General features: G+C 74.2%; 16 protein-coding genes. 10 read left to right on the forward strand and 6 right to left on the reverse strand.

Annotated features, from left to right (window positions below):
• Nucleotides 1-67 precede the first annotated feature (67 nt).
• Nucleotides 68-817, forward strand: coding sequence for an SDR family oxidoreductase (locus FHS88_RS09485; RefSeq protein WP_184483911.1), 750 nt, complete (start codon nt 68-70; stop codon nt 815-817).
• 84 nt (nt 818-901) lie between these two features.
• Here the strand turns inward: FHS88_RS09485 and FHS88_RS09490 are convergent, their stop codons facing one another.
• On the reverse strand, nt 902-2,239 hold the full coding sequence (locus tag FHS88_RS09490) for an aspartate aminotransferase family protein (RefSeq protein ID WP_184483913.1): 1,338 nt from the start codon (nt 2,237-2,239) through the stop codon (nt 902-904).
• A 192-nt stretch (nt 2,240-2,431) separates the two neighbouring features.
• Here FHS88_RS09490 and FHS88_RS09495 point away from each other — a divergent pair, with 192 nt between their 5' ends.
• The 5 genes from FHS88_RS09495 to FHS88_RS09515 are packed head-to-tail and all read left to right on the forward strand — an operon-like array spanning nt 2,432 to nt 7,383.
• Nucleotides 2,432-3,541 (forward strand): NAD(P)/FAD-dependent oxidoreductase, encoded by a 1,110-nt coding sequence (locus tag FHS88_RS09495; RefSeq protein ID WP_338146489.1) that lies wholly within the window; start codon nt 2,432-2,434, stop codon nt 3,539-3,541.
• A 16-nt stretch (nt 3,542-3,557) separates the two neighbouring features.
• On the forward strand, nt 3,558-3,818 hold the full coding sequence (locus tag FHS88_RS09500) for a (2Fe-2S)-binding protein (RefSeq protein WP_338146490.1): 261 nt from the start codon (nt 3,558-3,560) through the stop codon (nt 3,816-3,818).
• A complete protein-coding gene (locus FHS88_RS09505; protein WP_184483918.1) occupies nt 3,815-5,194 on the forward strand; it encodes an FAD-dependent oxidoreductase in 1,380 nt (459 codons plus the stop codon). The genes FHS88_RS09500 and FHS88_RS09505 overlap by 4 nt, the downstream gene beginning before the upstream one ends.
• Nucleotides 5,195-5,253: 59 nt before the next feature.
• Nucleotides 5,254-6,792, forward strand: coding sequence for a L,D-transpeptidase family protein (locus FHS88_RS09510; protein ID WP_184483920.1), 1,539 nt, complete (start codon nt 5,254-5,256; stop codon nt 6,790-6,792).
• A 3-nt stretch (nt 6,793-6,795) separates the two neighbouring features.
• The gene (locus FHS88_RS09515; RefSeq protein ID WP_184483922.1) at nt 6,796-7,383 is read left to right on the forward strand and encodes a DUF882 domain-containing protein; all 588 of its coding nucleotides are present in this window, start codon (nt 6,796-6,798) and stop codon (nt 7,381-7,383) included.
• Between the two features lie 16 nt (nt 7,384-7,399).
• Here FHS88_RS09515 and mepA read toward each other — a convergent pair whose 3' ends face one another.
• On the reverse strand, nt 7,400-8,188 hold the full coding sequence (gene mepA, locus FHS88_RS09520; protein ID WP_246419763.1) for a penicillin-insensitive murein endopeptidase: 789 nt from the start codon (nt 8,186-8,188) through the stop codon (nt 7,400-7,402).
• A 118-nt stretch (nt 8,189-8,306) separates the two neighbouring features.
• Here mepA and galE point away from each other — a divergent pair, with 118 nt between their 5' ends.
• Nucleotides 8,307-9,302, forward strand: coding sequence for a UDP-glucose 4-epimerase GalE (gene galE / locus FHS88_RS09525; protein ID WP_184483926.1), 996 nt, complete (start codon nt 8,307-8,309; stop codon nt 9,300-9,302).
• 132 nt (nt 9,303-9,434) lie between these two features.
• Here galE and FHS88_RS09530 read toward each other — a convergent pair whose 3' ends face one another.
• Genes FHS88_RS09530 through FHS88_RS09540 form a run of 3 tightly spaced genes read right to left on the reverse strand, consistent with a single transcriptional unit; the run spans nt 9,435 to nt 12,871 of the window.
• Complete coding sequence (locus tag FHS88_RS09530) at nt 9,435-9,722, reverse strand: hypothetical protein (RefSeq protein ID WP_184483928.1); 288 nt, start codon at nt 9,720-9,722, stop codon at nt 9,435-9,437.
• 15 nt (nt 9,723-9,737) lie between these two features.
• Entirely contained in the window at nt 9,738-11,111 is a 1,374-nt protein-coding gene (locus FHS88_RS09535) for an HlyD family type I secretion periplasmic adaptor subunit (protein WP_184483930.1), read from the reverse strand.
• On the reverse strand, nt 11,108-12,871 hold the full coding sequence (locus FHS88_RS09540; protein ID WP_184483932.1) for a type I secretion system permease/ATPase: 1,764 nt from the start codon (nt 12,869-12,871) through the stop codon (nt 11,108-11,110). Before FHS88_RS09540 ends, FHS88_RS09535 begins: the two co-directional genes overlap by 4 nt.
• Before the next feature lie 264 nt (nt 12,872-13,135).
• Here FHS88_RS09540 and FHS88_RS09545 point away from each other — a divergent pair, with 264 nt between their 5' ends.
• Nucleotides 13,136-14,338, forward strand: coding sequence for a glycosyltransferase family 2 protein (locus FHS88_RS09545; protein ID WP_184483934.1), 1,203 nt, complete (start codon nt 13,136-13,138; stop codon nt 14,336-14,338).
• Here the strand turns inward: FHS88_RS09545 and FHS88_RS09550 are convergent, their stop codons facing one another.
• A complete protein-coding gene (locus tag FHS88_RS09550; protein ID WP_184483936.1) occupies nt 14,339-14,782 on the reverse strand; it encodes a GtrA family protein in 444 nt (147 codons plus the stop codon).
• Nucleotides 14,783-14,868: 86 nt separating this feature from the next.
• Between FHS88_RS09550 and FHS88_RS09555 the strand changes: the two genes are divergently transcribed.
• Both FHS88_RS09555 and FHS88_RS09560 read left to right on the forward strand, forming a co-directional pair.
• On the forward strand, nt 14,869-15,726 hold the full coding sequence (locus FHS88_RS09555) for an NAD(P)-dependent oxidoreductase (RefSeq protein ID WP_184483938.1): 858 nt from the start codon (nt 14,869-14,871) through the stop codon (nt 15,724-15,726).
• Complete coding sequence (locus FHS88_RS09560; protein WP_184483940.1) at nt 15,723-17,249, forward strand: aldehyde dehydrogenase family protein; 1,527 nt, start codon at nt 15,723-15,725, stop codon at nt 17,247-17,249. Before FHS88_RS09555 ends, FHS88_RS09560 begins: the two co-directional genes overlap by 4 nt.
• Nucleotides 17,250-17,322 lie beyond the last annotated feature (73 nt).

Genomic DNA, 17,322 nt, shown 5'->3' on the forward strand with positions numbered 1-17,322 from the left:
AGGCGGCGGGCTGACAGGCGCGCCGCTCTCGGCGAGGATGCGCGGCGAGAGGAAGCGGGAGGTCGGCATGGCTCGACGCGTGATGATGGTGACCGGCGGCGCGCGCGGGATCGGGGCGGCGACCGCGCTGCTCGCCGCGCGGCGCGGCCATGACCTGCTGCTCACCTACCGCAGCCAGGCCGCGCGCGCCGAGGCGACCGCCCGCGCCTGCGAGGCCGAGGGCGCGCGGGTGGTGCTGGTGCAGGGCGATGCGGGGGCGGAGGCGGACATCCTCGCGGCCTTCGCCCGCCTCGATGCCGAGTTCGGGCGGCTCGACGTGCTGGTGAACAATGCCGGCATCACCGGGCCGCGGCGGCTGCTCGCGGAGACGACGGAGCAGGACTGGGTCTCGGTGATGATGCCCAATGTCGTCGGCCTCGCGCTGCATTGCCGGGAGGCGGTGCGGCGGATGTCCACGAGGCGCGGCGGGCCGGGCGGCGTGATCGTCAACGTCTCCTCGCGCGCGAGCGAGATCGGCGGCGGCGGGGAATGGGTGCATTACGCGGCGAGCAAGGGTGCGGTGGACACGCTGACCATCGGGCTCTCGCGCGAGGTCGCGGCCGAGGGCATCCGCGTCAATGCCGTCAATCCCGGCCTGATCGAGACCGAGATCCACGCCGCCGCCGGCATGCCGGACCGCGTGGCGCGGCTTTCCGGCGGCGTGCCGATGGGCCGGGGCGGCCGGGCGGAGGAGGTTGCGGAATGCATCCTGTTCCTCGCCTCGGATGCGGCGTCCTATGTCTCGGGCGCGCGCCTGCCGGTGGGCGGCGCGCGATAGCCCCCGCACGAACGGGCGCGCCGAGGTTCCAAAGAAGGTTGAGGGGGGCGCGGGGGGAGAAGTTCCCTTCTCCCCCCGCCCTTCTCACGCCTGCGCCAGCACCGGCTTCCGCGCCGCACAGAATTCCTCCACCGCCGCGAAGAAGCGCTCGCAATCGGCATCGGTGACCGGCAGCATCAGCGCGACCATGCCCCGCCGCGCGAGATACATGCCCGCGGCGAGCATGTCGAAGAAGAAGAGCTCGCGCATCTGCTCCTCCTCGATGCTCGCCTTGTAGGGCGCGGTGACGGGCCCGGGGCGGAAATGCGGCGTCATCATCGAGCCGACGCCGGTGAAGTGCATCGCGACACCGTGGCGCGCGCAGGCGGCGTTCAGCGCGTCCCGCAGACGCTCGCCGCGCGCGTAGAGTGCTTCGGCGGCGGTCTCATCGAAGATCTCGCCGAGCGCGACGCAACCCGCGGCCATGGACAGCACGTTGTTGTTGAAGGTGCCGGCGTGGGGCATGGCGCCGGCGCGGTGGCCGTCGAAGACCGCCATGACCTCGGCCCGCCCGCCGAAGGCGCCGAAGGACATGCCGCCGGCCATGTACTTGCCGAAGGTCGTCATGTCGGGCGTGATGCCGAGGCGCTGCTGCAGGCCGCCGAAGCCGTGGCGGCTCGTCATCACCTCGTCGAAGATGAGCAGCGCGCCGGTCTCCCGCGTGGCCTCGCGCAGCGCCTGCAGGAACTCCCGCGTCGCCGGGATGCAGCCGGAGGAGCCCTGCATCGGCTCGACGATGACGGCGGCGAGCGCCTCCCCGGCCTCGCGGATGGTGCGCGCCGCGCCGTCGGGGTCGTTGAAGTCGGCGAAGCGCATGGGGATGGGCAGGTTGACCGGGGAGACCGGCGTGCCGACCGGGAAGGTGAAGACGCCGCCGTGGTAGCCGCCGCGGAAGGCGAGCACCTCGGTGCGCCCGGTGAAGCCGCGCGCGCCGGCCAACGCCATGATGTTGGCTTCCGTGCCGGAATTGGTGAAGCGCACCTGATCCACCGAAGGAAAGCGGCCGCAGATCAGCGCAGCGAGCCGGCCCTCGTTCTCGCCCACGGCGGCGAGGTTGATGCCGCGGTCCATCGCGGCCTTCACGGCATCGAGGATGCGCGTCTCGGAATGGCCGAACAGGCCGGCCGTGTATTCGCCGCAGAGGTCGAGGTATTCGCGCCCGTCGGCGTCCCACAGCCGCGCGCCCTCGCCGCGCGTCATCGCGGTGGGGAAGGGGGTGTAGAAGAGCACGGTGCGGGTGTTGCCGCCGGGCATGACCGCGCGCGCCTTCGCGTGGATGGCGGCGCTGTTGGGCCGGGCGGCGCTGTAGGTCTCTCGGGCCTCGGCCAGGGCGGCCTCGAGGTCGCTGTTGCGCGGATCGCGCGGGGCGTCGAGCGGGCTCATGGCGGTCTCCGGCCTTGCGTGGGGCGAAGGCTCGCGCCCGGCCGGCGTCGCGTCAACCGCCGGCCGGCGCATGCACCGCCTTGCCGGCCGCGATGGCGACGACGGCAAACCTCTGACCTGCGCCTCATCGAACCGGGCGGGGCGGTTGACGCCGGGCGGGCCGCGCCGTCCCATGCCGGCATGAACATCCGGTTGTCTGATGCCATCGTCGTCGGCGGCGGCCTTGTGGGCGCGGCCATCGCGCTCGGCCTGCGCGATGCGGGGCTCGACACCGTGCTGCTGGACGAGGGCGACATCGCGCATCGCGCCTCGCGCGGCAATTTCGGGCTGGTCTGGGTGCAGTCGAAGGGGCTCGGCGCGCCGTGGTACCAGCGCTGGACGCGCGGATCGGCCGGCGAATGGTCCGCGCTTGCCGCCGATCTCGCGGCGCGCACGGGGCTCGACCTGGCGCTGCGCCAGCCGGGCGGCGTGCATCTCTGCCTCAGCGAGGAGGAATTCGCCGACCGTGCCGCCCGCATGGCGCAGATGCAGGCGGAAGCCGGCAATCACGGCTTCGAATACCGCATGATTCGCCGCGACGAACTGGCGGCGATGTTGCCCGGCCTTGGGCCCGCCGTGGTCGGGGCCTCCTTCACGCCCTATGACGGGCATGCGAGCCCGCTCGCGCTGCTCCAGGCGCTGCATCGCGCATTCACCGAAGGCGGCGGCGCCTATGTGCCGGAGGCGAAGGTGAGGGGCGGGTCCGCCGCGCCGAGGGATTTCCGCGTCGAGACCGCCGCCGGCGCCTTCGCCGCCCCGCGCATCGTGCTCGCCGCCGGGCTCGGCAACGCCGAACTCGCGCCGCTGTTCGGCCTGCGCGCGCCGGTCCGCCCGCAGCGCGGCCAGATCCTGGTGACCGAGCGCGCGCGGCCGGTCCTGCCCATGCCGACCACCACCATCCGCCAGACCGGCGAGGGCACGATCATGCTCGGCGACAGCATGGAGGAGGTGGGCTTCGACACAGGCCAATCCCCGCCGGTCATGGCGCAGATCGCGCAGCGCGCGGCGCTGTCCTTTCCCTGGATCGCGGATCTCAACATCGTCCGCGCCTGGTCCGCGCTGCGCGTGATGGCGCCCGACGGGCTGCCGATCTACGACCAGTCGGAGCGTTTTCCCGGCGCCTTCACGGCGAACTGCCATTCCGGCGTCACGCTGGCCGGCGCCCATGCGCGGCTGCTCGCGCCGATGATCGCCGCGGGCAGCCTCGATCCGGTGCTCGCCCCCTTCTCCGCCAGGCGCTTCGATGTTCCGGCCGCGGCCTGAGGCGCGCCCCGCGACGGTGAGCGTGCTCGTCGAGGGCCGCGCGGTCGCGGTGCCCGAGGGCGCCTCCGCCGCCGCGGCCATGCTGCTTGCGGGCCTCATTGCGACGCGGGAGAGCGCCGTCTCGGGCGCGCCGCGCGGGCCGCTTTGCCTGATGGGCGTCTGCTTCGACTGCCTCGCCGAGATCGACGGCGTGCCGAACCGCCAAGCCTGCATGGTGCCGGTGGCGCCGGGCATGCGGATCCTGCGCCAGCGCGGCGCGCGCGAGGCGCTGCGGTGACGCGCCGTGACCTCGCCGTGATCGGCGCCGGGCCGGCCGGCATGGGGGCCGCGATCGAGGCGCGGGCGCGCGGGCTTTCGGTGCTGGTGCTCGACGAGAATGCGGGGCCGGGCGGGCAGGTCTTCCGCGCCGCCCTCGCCTGCGGGCGGGATCCCGCCGTGGCGCCGGAGATCGCACCGGGCCTGCCGCTGATCGAGGCCTTCCTGGCCTGCGGCGCGGAATACCGGCCCGCGACGACGCTCTGGCACCTCGACCCGGAGGAGGGCGTGCTGTCCCTCGTCTCGGGTGGGGTGGCAACGGAGGTCGCGGCCCGGCGCGTGGTCCTCGCCACCGGCGCGCAGGAACGCCCGGTGCCCATCCCCGGCTGGACGCTGCCCGGCGTGATGGGGGCCGGGGCGGCGCAGATCATGCTCAAGACGGCGGGTGCGGTGCCGGCGGGGCGGACGGTGCTGGCGGGGCAGGGGCCGCTGGTCTGGCTGCTGGCCGTGCAGCTCGCGCGCGCCGGCGCGCCGCCGCTGGTGCTCGAGACGCGGACGGTCTCGATCGCCTCGGCGCTCGCGCGGGCGGGCGGGGGGCTGCTGGCGGGGCGGCGGATGCTGGCCAAGGGCCTCGCCCTGATGGCCGAGGCGCGGCGCCTCGGCGTGCGGGTGGTTGCCGGCGTCCGCGGCCTGCGCGCCGAGGGCGCCGGGCGGGTCGAGCGGGTCGCCTGGGAGGGTGGCGGCGCGCCCTGCGACACGCTGCTGCTGCACGAAGGCGTGATCCCGTCGGTCCATGTCTCGCGCGCGATCGGCCTCGACCACGCCTGGGATGCGGCGCAGGCCTGCTGGCGGCCGGTCACCGATGCCTTCGGGGCGACGTCCTGCCCCCGCGTCGCCGTCGCCGGGGATGGCGCAGGCATCGGCGGCTGGGAGGCGGCGCTGGCGGCGGGGCGGCTCGCGGGCCTCGACGCCGCGCGGCGGCTCGGTGCGCTGGACGAGGCGGGCTTTGCCGCCGCCGCCGCGGGCCCGCTCGCCGCGCGCCGGGCGGCGCTGGCGCTGCGGCCCTTCCTAGATGCTCTCTACGCCCCGCCCGCGGCCATCCTCTCGCCGCATGACGAGACCATCGCCTGCCGCTGCGAGGAGGTGACGGCGGGCGCGATCCGCCGCGCCGCGCGGATCGGCGCCACCGGCCCGAACCAGATGAAGGCCTATCTGCGCTGCGGCATGGGGCCGTGCCAGGGGCGCCTCTGCGGGCCGACCGTGGCCGCGCTGATCGCCGAGGCGCGGGGCATCGCGCCCGAGGCCGTGCCACCCCTGCGGCCCCGCGCGCCCTACAAGCCGATCACGGTGGGGGCGTTGGCCGCGACTGCGGCCCCGGCGCAACAGGGTGTGGCATGAAGGTGCCATACCTGATCGGAATGATTGGAATCCGGCGCCACCGACGTTACGAAAGAGACATGCGCCGAGCCCTTCTCCTTTCGTTCCTCTCCCTGCCCCTGCTCGCCCGGCTGCCGGCCGTGGCGCAGGAGGCGCCCGCCAGCCTCGCCGCGAGCGACGGCGCGGTGGCCCGCCTCGCCGAGCGCCTCGCGCGGCTCGAGGAGGACGGCCTCGACCCGCGCCACTATGCGGTGCCGGACCCGGCGGCGGCCGTGGCGGACCCGGCGGGGTTCCGCGCGGCGGTGCTGCGCTCCGCCCAGGCGGCGCTCGCGGACCTGCTGCTCGGGCGCGTCAGCGGCCTGCGCGGGCGGGTGGATCTGCGGCGCGACCCCGGCAGCGTGCCGCTCGGCGCCTGGATGGCGGAACTCGCCTCCTCCGCCGAGCCGGCCCAGGTCATCGAGCGCGCGGCGACGCTGCATCCCGACGCCGCACCGATCAAGGCGCTGCTCGCCTCCTACCGCGCGGTGGCGGCGGCGGGCGGCTGGCCGCGCATCACCGGCGACACCCGGCGCACCCTCGAACCCGGCAGCACCGATGCCGCGCGCGTGCCGCAACTTCGCGCGAGGCTCGCCGTCCATGACCCCGGCCTCGTCGAGGGGGCGGCGGCGTCCAGCCCGGTCTACGACGAACGGCTGGTCGCCGCCGTGCGCGCCTTCCAGGCGAGCGAGGGGCTCGAGACGGATGGCCGCGTCGGCGCGATCACCTGGGGCGTGCTGAACACCCCGGTCGAGAGCAAGATCGCGCAGCTCCGCGTGGCGCTCGACATGCGGCGCGCCCAGCCCGCGCCCTCGCCCGAGCGGCGGATCGAGGTGAACATCCCGCATTTCCGGCTGTATCTGCTGGAAGGCAACCGGGTGGTGCGGGACATGGCGGTGATCGTCGGCCGGCGGGACCGCCAGACGCCGATGCTCAACGTCCGGCTGACCGCCGTGCAGTTCAACCCGCCCTGGGGCGTGCCGGCCCGCAATGCGCGGGAGGACATCCTTCCGCGCCTGCGCGCCAACCCGGAATCGGTGCGCGCCCGCGGCTTCCGCATCTTCGAGCGGGTGGATGGTGAGACCGTCGAGGTGGATCCCTCGATGGTGGACTGGACCGCCTACAACCGGAACAACTTCCCCTACTTCATCCGCCAGGATGCGGGCGACGCGAATGCGCTCGGGCGCATCAAGTTCGTCATGCCCAACAACGACGACATCTTCATGCACGACACGCCGGACCGGCACCTGTTCAGCCGGGGCCAGCGGGCCTTCTCCTCGGGCTGCATCCGCCTCGAGCGGCCCATGGAGTTGCTTTCCGACGCGCTTTCGGGCACCAGCGGCTGGGACCGGTCCCGGGTGGACCAGGTCCTCGCGAGCCGCCGGACCGTCAGCACCGCCATCGCCAGGTCCATTCCGGTGCGGCTCCACTACACGACTGTCATCGTGGAAGGAGGCCAAGTGGTCATGCGCCCCGACATCTATGGACTGGACGCCGAATACGCCCGTGCCCTCGACCGCGCGACCAGCCAGCGCGTCGCTTCCCTGGAAGGAGGGGCGGCACGCGGCACCGGGGCGCGCTGAGGCATGGCGCGCCTCTTCCACGGGTTCCGCTGCCCCTGTTGCGAGCCGGCGGTCGCGAGGCGGCGCGAGGTGATCCGCGCCGGGCTCGGCGGCCTTGCCGCCCTTGCCCTGACCCCGGCGGTCGCCGCCGCCCAGGCGGCCGGCGGCGGGGCGCGCGTGCTGCGCATCCGCCGCGTGCAGACCGGCGAATCCTTCGCGGGCGTCTATTGGCGCGACGGCCGCTATGACCGCGACGCGCTGCGGCGGCTGGACGTCATCTTCCGCGACCCGTCCATGGACGAGGTGACGCCGATGGACCCGCGGCTCTTCGACGTGCTGCACACCATCGCCCGGCACCTCGATTCCGACGAGCACTACGAAGTGATCAGCGGCTACCGCGCGCCGGAGACCAACGCCGCGCGGGCGCGGCAGTCGCGCCGCGTCTCGCGGGTCTCGCTGCACATGTCCGGCATGGCGGCGGATGTGCGCCTGCCCGGCCGGCAGGCCATCGCCATTGCCCGCGCCGCGGCGGACATGCAGATCGGCGGCGTCGGCCTCTACCGGCGCGACGGCTTCGTCCATCTCGATTGCGGGCCGGCCCGCCGCTGGTGAGGCCGCTGGGCGCGCCTCAGCGCGCCGCGAGCACCGCCGCGCAAGCCGCCGGCAATTGCGGCGGCGGCCCCGGCGGGCGGGGAACCGGCCGCCGCGCCTCCGGCGAGAGCCACCAGTCGAGGCTGGCATCGCAGCCGTCGCCGGGCGGCGGCGGGGCGATGTCGCGGCACTCGGGCTGGCCCGGCGGGCAGCGCAGGCGGATGTGCATGTGCGAATCATGCCCCCGCCAGGGCCGCACGCGGCGCAGCCACGCCTCGCCGCGGTGGCGCGCGCAGAGTTCGCGCTTGATCGCGTGGTTGACAAGCAGGCGGTCGAGGCCTGGCATCTCCGCGGCGAGGCGGATCAGCGCCGCGTGGCGGTCGGTGAAGCGGCGGGGGTCCACGCCCGTCTCGTCGGGCAGCACGAGGGAGGTGATCCGGATCTCCTCCCGCTGCGAGGCCGGCACGCGCGGCTTGGGCCCGAGGTCGAGCCAGATGTCGGCATCGAGGCCGTTCTGGTGGCTGGCATGGCCGAATGTCATCGGCCCGCCGCGCGGCTGGGAGAGGTCGCCGATCCAGAGGTCGGGGAATCCCTGCGCCCGCGCGCGCCCGGCGAAATCCTGCACCCAGGCGATGGTCGCCGGATGCGCCCAGTGGCGGTTGCGCGAGACGCGCACCGCCTGCCACCCCGGCCCCTCGTCGGGCAGGCGCACCGCGCCGGCGATGCAGCCGAGGCCGGTGCCGCCGATCACGCGCGGCGGCCCGCGGGTTGGCGTCGCGACCGCGCCCCAGGCCTCGGCGCGGCTGTCGGGTTGCGCCGCGGCCATGGCCGGAAGGAGAAGCGCCAGAATCGCGCCAAGGACTGCCTTGCCCATGCCCGATTGCTAGAGCACATCGCGCCCCGGCGGAAACGCCCCGAATCGTGACGGCGTGCCGGAGGAAGGCTTGGCTCGTTACCTTGTGACCGGCGGCGCCGGCTTCGTCGGCAGCCATGCGGTGCTCGCGCTGCTCGACCGCGGCGATGAGGTCGTGGTGCTCGACAATCTCAGCCAGGGCCATCGCGCGGCGGTGCCCCTGGCTGCGACCTTCGTGCAGGCCGAGCTCGGGGACGCGCGGCGCGTCGCCGAGGTCTTCGCATCCTGGCGCTTCGATGCGGTGCTGCATTTCGCGGCGCTGTCCATCGTCGGCGCCTCGATGCGCGAGCCGCTGCACTACATCGCCGAGAATGTCGGGCATTCGCTGCGCCTCGCGGAGGCCGCGATCAAGGCGGGCTGCCTGCGCTTCGTGCTCTCCTCCACCGCCGCGCTGTTCGGCGACCCCGACCACGTGCCGATCGACGAGGAGTGCCGCATCGCGCCCTCCAACCCCTATGGCGACAGCAAGCGCATGGTCGAGGAGGGGCTGGCCTGGGCCGCGCGCATCCACGGCCTGCGCTATGCCGCGCTGCGCTACTTCAACGCGGCCGGCGCCGACCCGCAGGGCCGGGCGGGGGAGGACCACGAGCCGGAGACGCATCTCGTGCCGCTCGCGATCGACGCCGCGCTCGGCCGCCGGCCCGCGCTGACGGTGTTCGGCGACGACTACCCCACGCCGGACGGCACCTGCATCCGCGACTACGTGCATGTGACCGACCTCGCGGCGGCGCATCTCGCGGCGCTTGCGCGGCTCGAGACGCATGGCACCTGCCGCTACAACATCGGCAGCGGGCATGGCGCCTCGGTGAAGGAGGTGATCGCGGCGGTGGAACGCGTCGGCGGGCGGCCGGTGCCGCACACGATCGGCCCGCGCCGGGCGGGCGACCCGGCGGTGCTGGTCGCGGCCTCGGACCGGCTGCGCGCCGAGACCGGCTGGGCGCCGCGCCTGGGCAGCCTGGACGACATCGTCCGCACCGCCTGGGCCTGGCGGGAGGCGCACCCGCGGGGCTACGGCGACCGCGGGTGACAGCCGGCGGAGCTGGCACCCGCCGTCCCGCTCGCGTGCGGCCGGCCGACCGGCCCGGTGCGCGCAGACAGCGAAGCAACGGCGACGGCTTCGCTCGCCCGCATCAGCCGCGCGGTCGCGGCACAGCGGCCTTCAGCCTTCGAAGCGGAAGGCGGTCGACACCTGGGTGTCGGCCCCGGCGGGCGCCTGCTGCTGTTGCTGCGGCTGCGCCTGGGCGCGCACCCGTTCCTCGATCTGCCGGAGCAGATTGCCGAACCCGTTGACCAGGGCCGGGAACTGCGTGACCGGGATGCAGAGCGTGCCGCAAGGCTGCGCCTTGCCGTCCGGCGCGGTGACCGCGAGGGTTATCCGCGCGACGCCGTGGGCGACCTGCGCCTCGATCACGCCGTCGGCGAAGAGGGTGGGGCGGATCTCGGCCATGCGCGTCTCCCGATGCTACTGCTCGCGGAAGGCCCGCGTGAAGCTGTCCACGATGGGCTGGGTGATGTAGCGCAGGAAGGACCGCTCGCCCACCTGGATCATGGCCTCCACCGGCATGCCGGGGACGAGCTGCACGCCCGGCAGGCGCTGCAGCTGGTCCGGGTCGATCACGATATGCGCGCGGTAGTAGCTCGTGCGCGTGCGCTCATCCACGGTCACGTCCTGCGCGACGAAGGTGACGTGGCCGTGCAGGAAGGGCACCAGCCGCTGCTTGAAGGCGGGCAGCCTGACCTCGGCCTGCAGGCCGACATGGACGATGTCGATGTCGTTGGGCTGGACGTTCACCTCGGCCACCAGCCGGTCCTGGGCGGGAACCAGGTCGAGCACCGGATCGCCCGGGCGGACCACGGCGCCGATGGTGAAGAGGCGCAGGTTCAGCACCGTGCCATCCTCGGGTGCCACGATATCGCGCCGGATCGCGACATCCTGCGCGGCGCGCAGCCGCTCCTCGACCTCGGCGAGGCGCGTGCGGATCTCGCGCCGTTCGGCCGCGACCTCCTGCCGGCGCTGGCTGAGGATGCTCGCGATGGTGTTGCGTGCCTCCGCGATCACCTGCTGCGCGCGGTCGAGCTGGCCCTGGAGCTCCTCGCCCTGGCCTTCCAGCCCGGCGGCGGCGCGCTGCAGCGCGAGCAGTGTCGGCAGGCGCTGCAGTCCCTGGCGGACCAGGGTGCGGGTGAGCTCCTCCTCCTGGCGGATCAGTTCGAGCTGCTGGCGCTGCGCGCGCAACTGGCCGGAGGCGCCGGCGATGATCGCATCCTGCTGGCCGATCCGCGCCTCCTGCACCGCGACCTGGCTGAGCAGGCTCGCGCGCCGGGCCTCGAAGACCGCGCGCTGGCCGGCGATGGCGTCCTGCGCGCGCGGCTCCGGCGCGGCGAGGAGCTCGGCGGGGAAGGTTATCTCGCGCGCGTCCTCGAGTTCGGCGGCCAGCCGCGCATCCTGCGCGAGGAAGGCCCAGCGCTGGCTGCGCAGCGTCTCGAGGTCGGCGCCGGCGCGGATGTCGTCGAGGCGCATCAGCGTCTGCCCGGCGCTCACGCGGTCGCCGTCGCGCACCAGGATCTCGCGCACGATCCCGCCTTCGAGGTGCTGCACCGTGCGGCGCGTGCCCTCGACCTTGATCATGCCGGGCGCGATCGCCGCCTCGGTCAGCGGCGCGAGCACCGACCAGGCGGCGAAGGCGCCGAAGAACACGGCGATGGCGACGAAGCCGAAGAGGATGGTCCCGCCCGTGCGCGGCCGCGCCGGCACCGCGGGCGCGGGCGGGATGACGAGCTGGACGGCTGGCAGGCGCTCCTCGCGCGTCGCGATCGCCTGTGTGGCCTTGCCGCTCATCCCTGCGCCCCCCGTCCCTCGACGCGCTGGGCGGGCGCGGGGATCGGCGCCGGCGCCGCGGGCTTGAGGAAGCGCTTCATCACATCGGCGCGCGAGCCGAACATCTCCACCGCGCCCTCGCGCATCACCAGCACCTTCTCGACCCCCTGCACCAGCACCGGGCGGTGGGAGACGAGCACGACGGTGGTCTCGCGCCGCTTGAGTTCGTCGAGCGCGCGCAGCAGCGCCGTCTCGGCCTCGCCGTCCAGGTTGGAGTTGGGCTCGTCGAGCACGATCATCCGCGGGTTGCCGAACATGGCGCGGGCGAGGCCGATCTGCTGGCGCTGGCCGCCCGAGAGATGCTGCCCGCCGTCGCCGATCTCGGTCTCGTAGCCCTTGGGCAGGCGCAGGATGGTCTCGTGCGCGCCGGCCAGCCGCGCGGCCTCGTAGACCGCCTCGGCCGGGGCCTCGGCCATGCGCGAGATGTTCTCCCGCACCGTGCCGTCGAAGAGCTCCACATCCTGCGGCAGGTAGCCGACATGGCGGCCGAAATCCTCGCGCTGCCAGGTGTAGACATCGGCGCCGTCGAGACGCACCGCGCCCGTGTTCGGCTGCAGCGTGCCGGTCAGCAGGCGGATCAGCGTCGTCTTGCCGGCCGCGGAGGGGCCGATGATGGCGAGGCTCTCGCCGGGTTCGAGCGCGAAGGTCACGCCCTTGATGACGGGCACGTTCGTGCCGGGGAAGGCGAAGGTGACGCGCTCCACGGCGAGGCGGCCGCTCGGTTCGGGCAGAGGCTTGCCCTCGGGGCGCAGGCGCGGCAGCACGAGGAAGGCCTGCAGCCGCCGCCAGGACTGCCGCGCCTGCACGAGCTGCTTCCACCCGCCGATGAGCTGCTCCACCGGCGCAAGCGCGCGGCCCATGATGATCGAGGCGGCGATCGAGGCGCCGGCGGTGAGCTGCTGCTCCAGCACGAAATAGGCGCCGACGCCGAGGATCGCGACCTGCACCGCGAGGCGGAGGAACTTCGTGCCCGCGACGAGCGGCACCGCGCGGTCCATGGCGCGGTTCATCGGCGCCGTCATCTCGGCCACGCTGCGCCGCCAGCGCGCCATCACCGCCGGCAGCATGCCCATGCTGTCGATGACCTCGGCGTTGCGCAGGATGGATTCCGCCCGCCGCTGCGAGGCGAGCGCCGCGCTGTTCGCCTGCCGCAGCAGCCGTGCGGTCGCGATCTCGTTCAGGATCGTCAGGCCGAGCAGCAGCGCGGCGCCCGCCGCGGCCACGGCGCCGAGCACCGGATGCAGCGCGAGGATGACGAGGAGGTAGATCGGCACCCAGGGCACGTCGTAGAGCGCGAGGGCGCCGGGCGAGGCGATGAAGCCGCGGCAGACGGCGAGGTCGCGCAGCGCCTCCATCCGGTAGGGGCGGCCGCGGAGCTGGCTCTCCACCGCGCGAGCGAAGCCTTCCGGGGCGACCTTCTCCTCCATCCAGCCCCCGATGCGCTGCATCACGCGCGAGCGCGCGCCCTCGAGCAGCGCCAGCAGGGCTAGGGCGGCGATGGCGATCAGCGTCAGGTAGAGCAGGGTGTTGAGGTTGCGCGTGGAGAGCACGCGGTCGAACACCTGCATCATGTAGATCGAGACCGTGAGCTGCAGGACGTTCACGACGCCGCTGAACACGCCCACGGCCAGGAGCTGCCGGCGGCAGGCCGCGAGCGCGCGCGCCAGCGGCGTGTCCGTCGGGCGGCTCTCGCCGGGCAAGGCGCGGGCGTCAGTCGCCATGCCGCCACGCGCGGCCGCGCGCCGTCCCGTCCGCCCTGTCGTCCATGCCCCGTCCCGCCGCCATCCTGGCGCCCCGATTCCCGCCCTGCCACCGCAGCCGCAACGCAGGCTCAGCCCGGCCTCTTCCGCCGCCCCCGGCCCGCGGGAGGCTGGTTGCCCGGCCCGAGTGGACCATATCACGCCACGGATCAATGTGACGTTAGCGACAATGCGCGACCCGCCGGCCCCGCCCGGCCGTCGCCCCCGACGGAGCCCGGAAACGAGATGGACAAGGCCGAGACGCTGGCCCCCCAGGATGCCGCCGAGTCGCCCGGGCTCGAGCTGACCATCCTCATGCCCTGCCTGAACGAGGCCGAGACCCTCGGCACCTGCGTGCGCAAGGCGATGGACTACCTCGCCCGCAGCGGCATCCCGGGCGAGGTGCTGGTCGCCGACAACGGCTCGACCGACGGCAGCCAGGCCATCGCGGAGTCGCTCGGGGCCCGGGTGGTCGCGGTGCCCGAGCGCGGCTACGGCGCGGCGCTGATCGCGGGCATCGCGGCCGCGCGCGGGCGCTTCGTCATCATGGGCGACAGCGACGATTCCTACGACTTCACCGCCCTCGACCCCTTCGTGGCGAAGCTGCGGGAGGGCTACGAGCTCGTGATGGGTAACCGCTTCAAGGGCGGCATCAAGCCGGGCGCGATGCCGCCGCTGCACCGCTACCTCGGCAACCCCGTGCTCTCGACCATCGGGCGGCTCTTCTTCGGCAGCCCGGTCGGCGATTTCCATTGCGGCCTGCGCGGCTTCGACCGCGACGCCATGCGGCGGCTCGAACTGCGCGCGCCGGGGATGGAGTTCGCCTCCGAGATGGTGGTCAAGGCCACCGTGCAGGGCCTGCGCATCGCCGAGGTGCCGACCACGCTCTCGCCGGACGGGCGCTCGCGCCCGCCGCATCTGCGATCATGGCGGGACGGTTGGCGGCACCTGCGCTTCCTGCTGGTGTTCTGCCCGCGCTGGCTGTTCCTCTACCCCGGCGCCGGGCTGTTCCTCGCCGGGCTGATCGCCATGGCGCTGCTGCTGCCCGGGCCGGTGCGCCTCGGTGGGCTGACCTTCGACGTGCACACCCTGCTCTACGCCTCCGGGGCGATGATCATGGGCTTCCAGGCCGTGCAGTTCTGGGCCTTCGCCCGCATCTACGGCGCGCAGGAGGGGGTGGTGCCGGAGGAGAGGCGGCTGACGGCGCTGCTCGCCCGCTTCGGGCTGGAGCCGGCGCTGGTGGTCGCGGGGCTGCTGGTGGTGCTCGGCCTCGGGCTCGGCGTCGCGGCGGTGGCGATCTGGGGGGCGGAGCGCTTCGGGCCGCTGCCGGGAACTGGGGCGATGCGGGTGGCCATCGCCTCTGTCACCGCCATGGTGCTCGGGCTGCAGCTCGCCTTCGGCGCCTTCTTCGTCGCGCTGCTCGGGATGATGCGCGCGCCGCGGCGCTGATCAGCGGAAGACGAGGCTGCGGGAGAGGAAGAAGTTGCTGAACATCCCGGCGATCGAGCCCGCCGCGACGCCGAGCACGGGATGCGCCGCGACCAGCGGCACCCAGGTCACGAGCGCCGCATAGGTCCCGTAGTTGAGGACGAAGCCGCCGAGATTGACCACGACGAAGAGCGCCCATTGCCGTCCCGCCGGCCCGCTGCCGCGCCCGCGGAAGGTCCAGATGCGGTTGAGCGCCCAGGTCGTGGTCGCCGCCGCGACGTAGGAGATGGCGCGGCCGAGATAGAGCCCCGCGCCGAGCGCGAGCGCGCCGTAGAGCACGGCCGTGTCCACCACGAAGCCGATGCCGCCGACGACGCCGAAGCGCAGGAACTCCTGCGCCAGCGCCGCGCGCCCGGGGCCAAGCAGGCGCGTCAGCGCCGGGCCGATGATCGGGATCTCCGCCATGGCGCGCGGTTTAGGGCCAAGCCCTCGCCTTGCCCAGCCGGCAGGCGCCTGCCACCCTCCGCGCCCGTTGCGGACGAGGGGATGCGATGGTCGCGGTGGTCGGTCTCGGCAACATGGGCCTTGCGATGGTGCGGCGCCTCGCCGCGCTCGGCGAGAAGCCGCGCGTGTGGGATCTCGAGCCTGCCAGGCGCGAGGCCGCGGTCGGGTTCGGCGCCATCGCGCCGGCAACGGTCGCGGGTGTCGCGCAGCCGGTCGTCCTTCTCTCCCTGCCGAACGAGGCCGCGGTCGCCTCGGTGCTCGACGAGCTGATGCCGGCCCTGCCGCGGGACGCCGTGGTCGCGGACACCTCCACGCTCTCGCCGGTCGCGGCGCGGGCCTTCGCCGCGCGCGCGGCGGCGGGGGGCATCGCCTATCTCGACGCGCCGGTCTCGGGCGGGCCGGCGGGTGCCGCGGCGGGCACGCTCGCGATGATGGTGGGCGGAAGCCTCGCGCCGCTCGAGCGGGCGCGGCCGGAACTCGGGCGTATCGCCGCCCGCATCCTGCATGTCGGCGGGCCGGGGGCGGGGCAGGTGGCGAAGCTCGTGAACAACCTGCTGGTCGCGACGCATCTCGTGGTGGCGGCGGAGGCGCTGCGCCTCGGCGCGCGGGCCGGCGTCGCGCCGGAGGCGCTGCTGCCGGTGATCAACGGCGCCTCCGGCCGCTCGGCCGCGACCGAGGTGAACTGGCCGCGCTGGATCGCCACCGGCGCCTTCGATTCCGGCTTCACGGCGGGGCTGATGCGCAAGGATGTGCGGCTTGCGCTGGCGCTCGCCGATCAGGCCGGAGCGCCGCTCGATGCGACGGAGCGGGCGGCCGCCGCGTGGGAGGCCCTGGCTTCCGAGGTGCCGGATGGCGAGGATTTCAACCGGGTGGCCGCGGCCATCTTCGAGGGGCGCGCGCCATGACGGCGGCGGCTGCGCGCGAGGCGGTCGAGGCGGGGGTCGCAGCGCTCCTCGGCGGGCGCATCGGCAGCCTGGTGGATGGCGCGATCGTGGATGGGGCAGGGGCGCGGGTCGCGCTGACCGATCCGGCGAGCGGTCAGGAGATCGCCGCCTATGGCGCGGCGGAGGAGGGGCTGATCCGCGCCGCTTGCTCCGGCGCGGCGCGCGCGCAGCGGGCCTGGATGGCGCTGTCTGCGGCCGAGCGCGGGCGGCGGCTCTGGGCCATCGGCGGGCTGGTGCGGCGCGAGGCCGAGGCGCTGGCGAGGCTCGAAGCCGGGCAATCGGGCAAGCCGCTGCGCGACGCGCGGGCCGAGGCCGCGCGCGTCGCCGAGATGGCCGAATACTGGGCCGGCTGGTGCGACAAGATCGAGGGCCGGACGGTGCCGGTGCCCTCGGGCCACACGGTGATCGTCCGCCGCGAGCCCTATGGCGTGGTGCTCGCCATCACGCCGTGGAACGCGCCGCTCTTCACCGCCGGCTGGAACGTCTTCCCGGCGCTGGCGGCGGGCAATGCGGTGCTGCTCAAGCCGTCCGAGTTCACGCCGCTGACCTCGCTCGTGCTGGGGCGGCTGTGCGAGGAGGCGGGGCTGCCGCGCGGGCTCGTGCAGGTGCTCTGCGGGCCGGGGCAGGGGACCGGCGCGGCGCTGCTGTCCGCGCCCGAGGTGGCGCGCGTGACCTTCGTCGGCGGGCCGCCGGCGGGGGCCGCGGTGGCCGCGGCCTGCGCGACGCGCACCATCCCCTGCGTGCTGGAACTCGGCGGCAAGTCTGCGAACATCGTGTTCGCGGATGCCGATTTCGCCGCCGCGGTGCAGGGCGCGCAGCAGGCGATCTTTGCTGGCGCCGGGCAGTCCTGCGTGGCGGGTTCGCGGCTGCTCGTGCAGCGTTCGATCCATGACCGCTTCCTCGCCGCGCTGGCGGAGGCGGCGGGGCGCATCCGTCTCGGCGATCCGCTCGACGCCGCGACCGAGATGGGGCCGGTCGCGACCGCCCGGCAGTTCGCGCATGTGCAGGCCATGATCGGGGAGGGGGCGCGAGCCGGCGCGACGGTGATGGCTGCGCCGCCGCCGCCGGGCCTGCCGGAGGGCGGCTTCTGGGTGTCGCCGACGCTGCTCGCGGGCTTGAGCAACGCGGCGCGCCCGGCGCAGGAGGAGATCTTCGGCCCCGTCGTCGCCGCCATCCCCTTCGAGGACGAGGCGGAGGCGATCGCCATCGCGAACGACACGCGCTTCGGCCTCGCCGGCGCGGTCTGGACGCGCGATGTGGGGCGCGCGCACCGCGTCGCCGCTGCCGTGCGCGCGGGAACCTTCTGGGTGAACGGCTACCGGACCATCCATGTCTCGGTGCCCTTCGGCGGCTTCGGGACCTCGGGCTACGGGCGCTCCTCGGGGGCGGAGGCGCTGGCGGAACTCACCCAGTCCAAGGCGGTGTGGATCGAGACCGCGGAGACGCCGGCGCTCGGTTTCGGCCACCGGCCGGCAGGGTATTGAGCCGGGCGCGGCGCCGCCCGGGGGTGATTCCCCGTCTGAAGGAACTGCTCTAGGCTCCCGCCGGCTTCATCCG

The sequence above is a fragment of the Neoroseomonas alkaliterrae genome, assembly GCF_014199195.1.
GTDB classification, from domain to species: domain Bacteria; phylum Pseudomonadota; class Alphaproteobacteria; order Acetobacterales; family Acetobacteraceae; genus Neoroseomonas; species Neoroseomonas alkaliterrae.

Excerpts from the sequence above, each read along its gene's own strand:
- FHS88_RS09485 (WP_184483911.1), top strand. The coding sequence starts at position 68 with ATGGCTCGACGCGTGATGATGGTGACCGGCGGCGCGCGCGGGATCGGG.
- FHS88_RS09490 (WP_184483913.1), bottom strand. The coding sequence starts at position 2,239 with ATGAGCCCGCTCGACGCCCCGCGCGATCCGCGCAACAGCGACCTCGAG.
- FHS88_RS09510 (WP_184483920.1), top strand. The coding sequence starts at position 5,254 with ATGCGCCGAGCCCTTCTCCTTTCGTTCCTCTCCCTGCCCCTGCTCGCC.
- FHS88_RS09515 (WP_184483922.1), top strand. The coding sequence starts at position 6,796 with ATGGCGCGCCTCTTCCACGGGTTCCGCTGCCCCTGTTGCGAGCCGGCG.
- mepA (WP_246419763.1), bottom strand. The coding sequence starts at position 8,188 with ATGGCCGCGGCGCAACCCGACAGCCGCGCCGAGGCCTGGGGCGCGGTC.
- FHS88_RS09530 (WP_184483928.1), bottom strand. The coding sequence starts at position 9,722 with ATGGCCGAGATCCGCCCCACCCTCTTCGCCGACGGCGTGATCGAGGCG.
- FHS88_RS09535 (WP_184483930.1), bottom strand. The coding sequence starts at position 11,111 with ATGAGCGGCAAGGCCACACAGGCGATCGCGACGCGCGAGGAGCGCCTG.
- FHS88_RS09540 (WP_184483932.1), bottom strand. The coding sequence starts at position 12,871 with ATGGCGACTGACGCCCGCGCCTTGCCCGGCGAGAGCCGCCCGACGGAC.
- FHS88_RS09545 (WP_184483934.1), top strand. The coding sequence starts at position 13,136 with ATGGACAAGGCCGAGACGCTGGCCCCCCAGGATGCCGCCGAGTCGCCC.
- FHS88_RS09550 (WP_184483936.1), bottom strand. The coding sequence starts at position 14,782 with ATGGCGGAGATCCCGATCATCGGCCCGGCGCTGACGCGCCTGCTTGGC.
- FHS88_RS09555 (WP_184483938.1), top strand. The coding sequence starts at position 14,869 with ATGGTCGCGGTGGTCGGTCTCGGCAACATGGGCCTTGCGATGGTGCGG.
- FHS88_RS09560 (WP_184483940.1), top strand. The coding sequence starts at position 15,723 with ATGACGGCGGCGGCTGCGCGCGAGGCGGTCGAGGCGGGGGTCGCAGCG.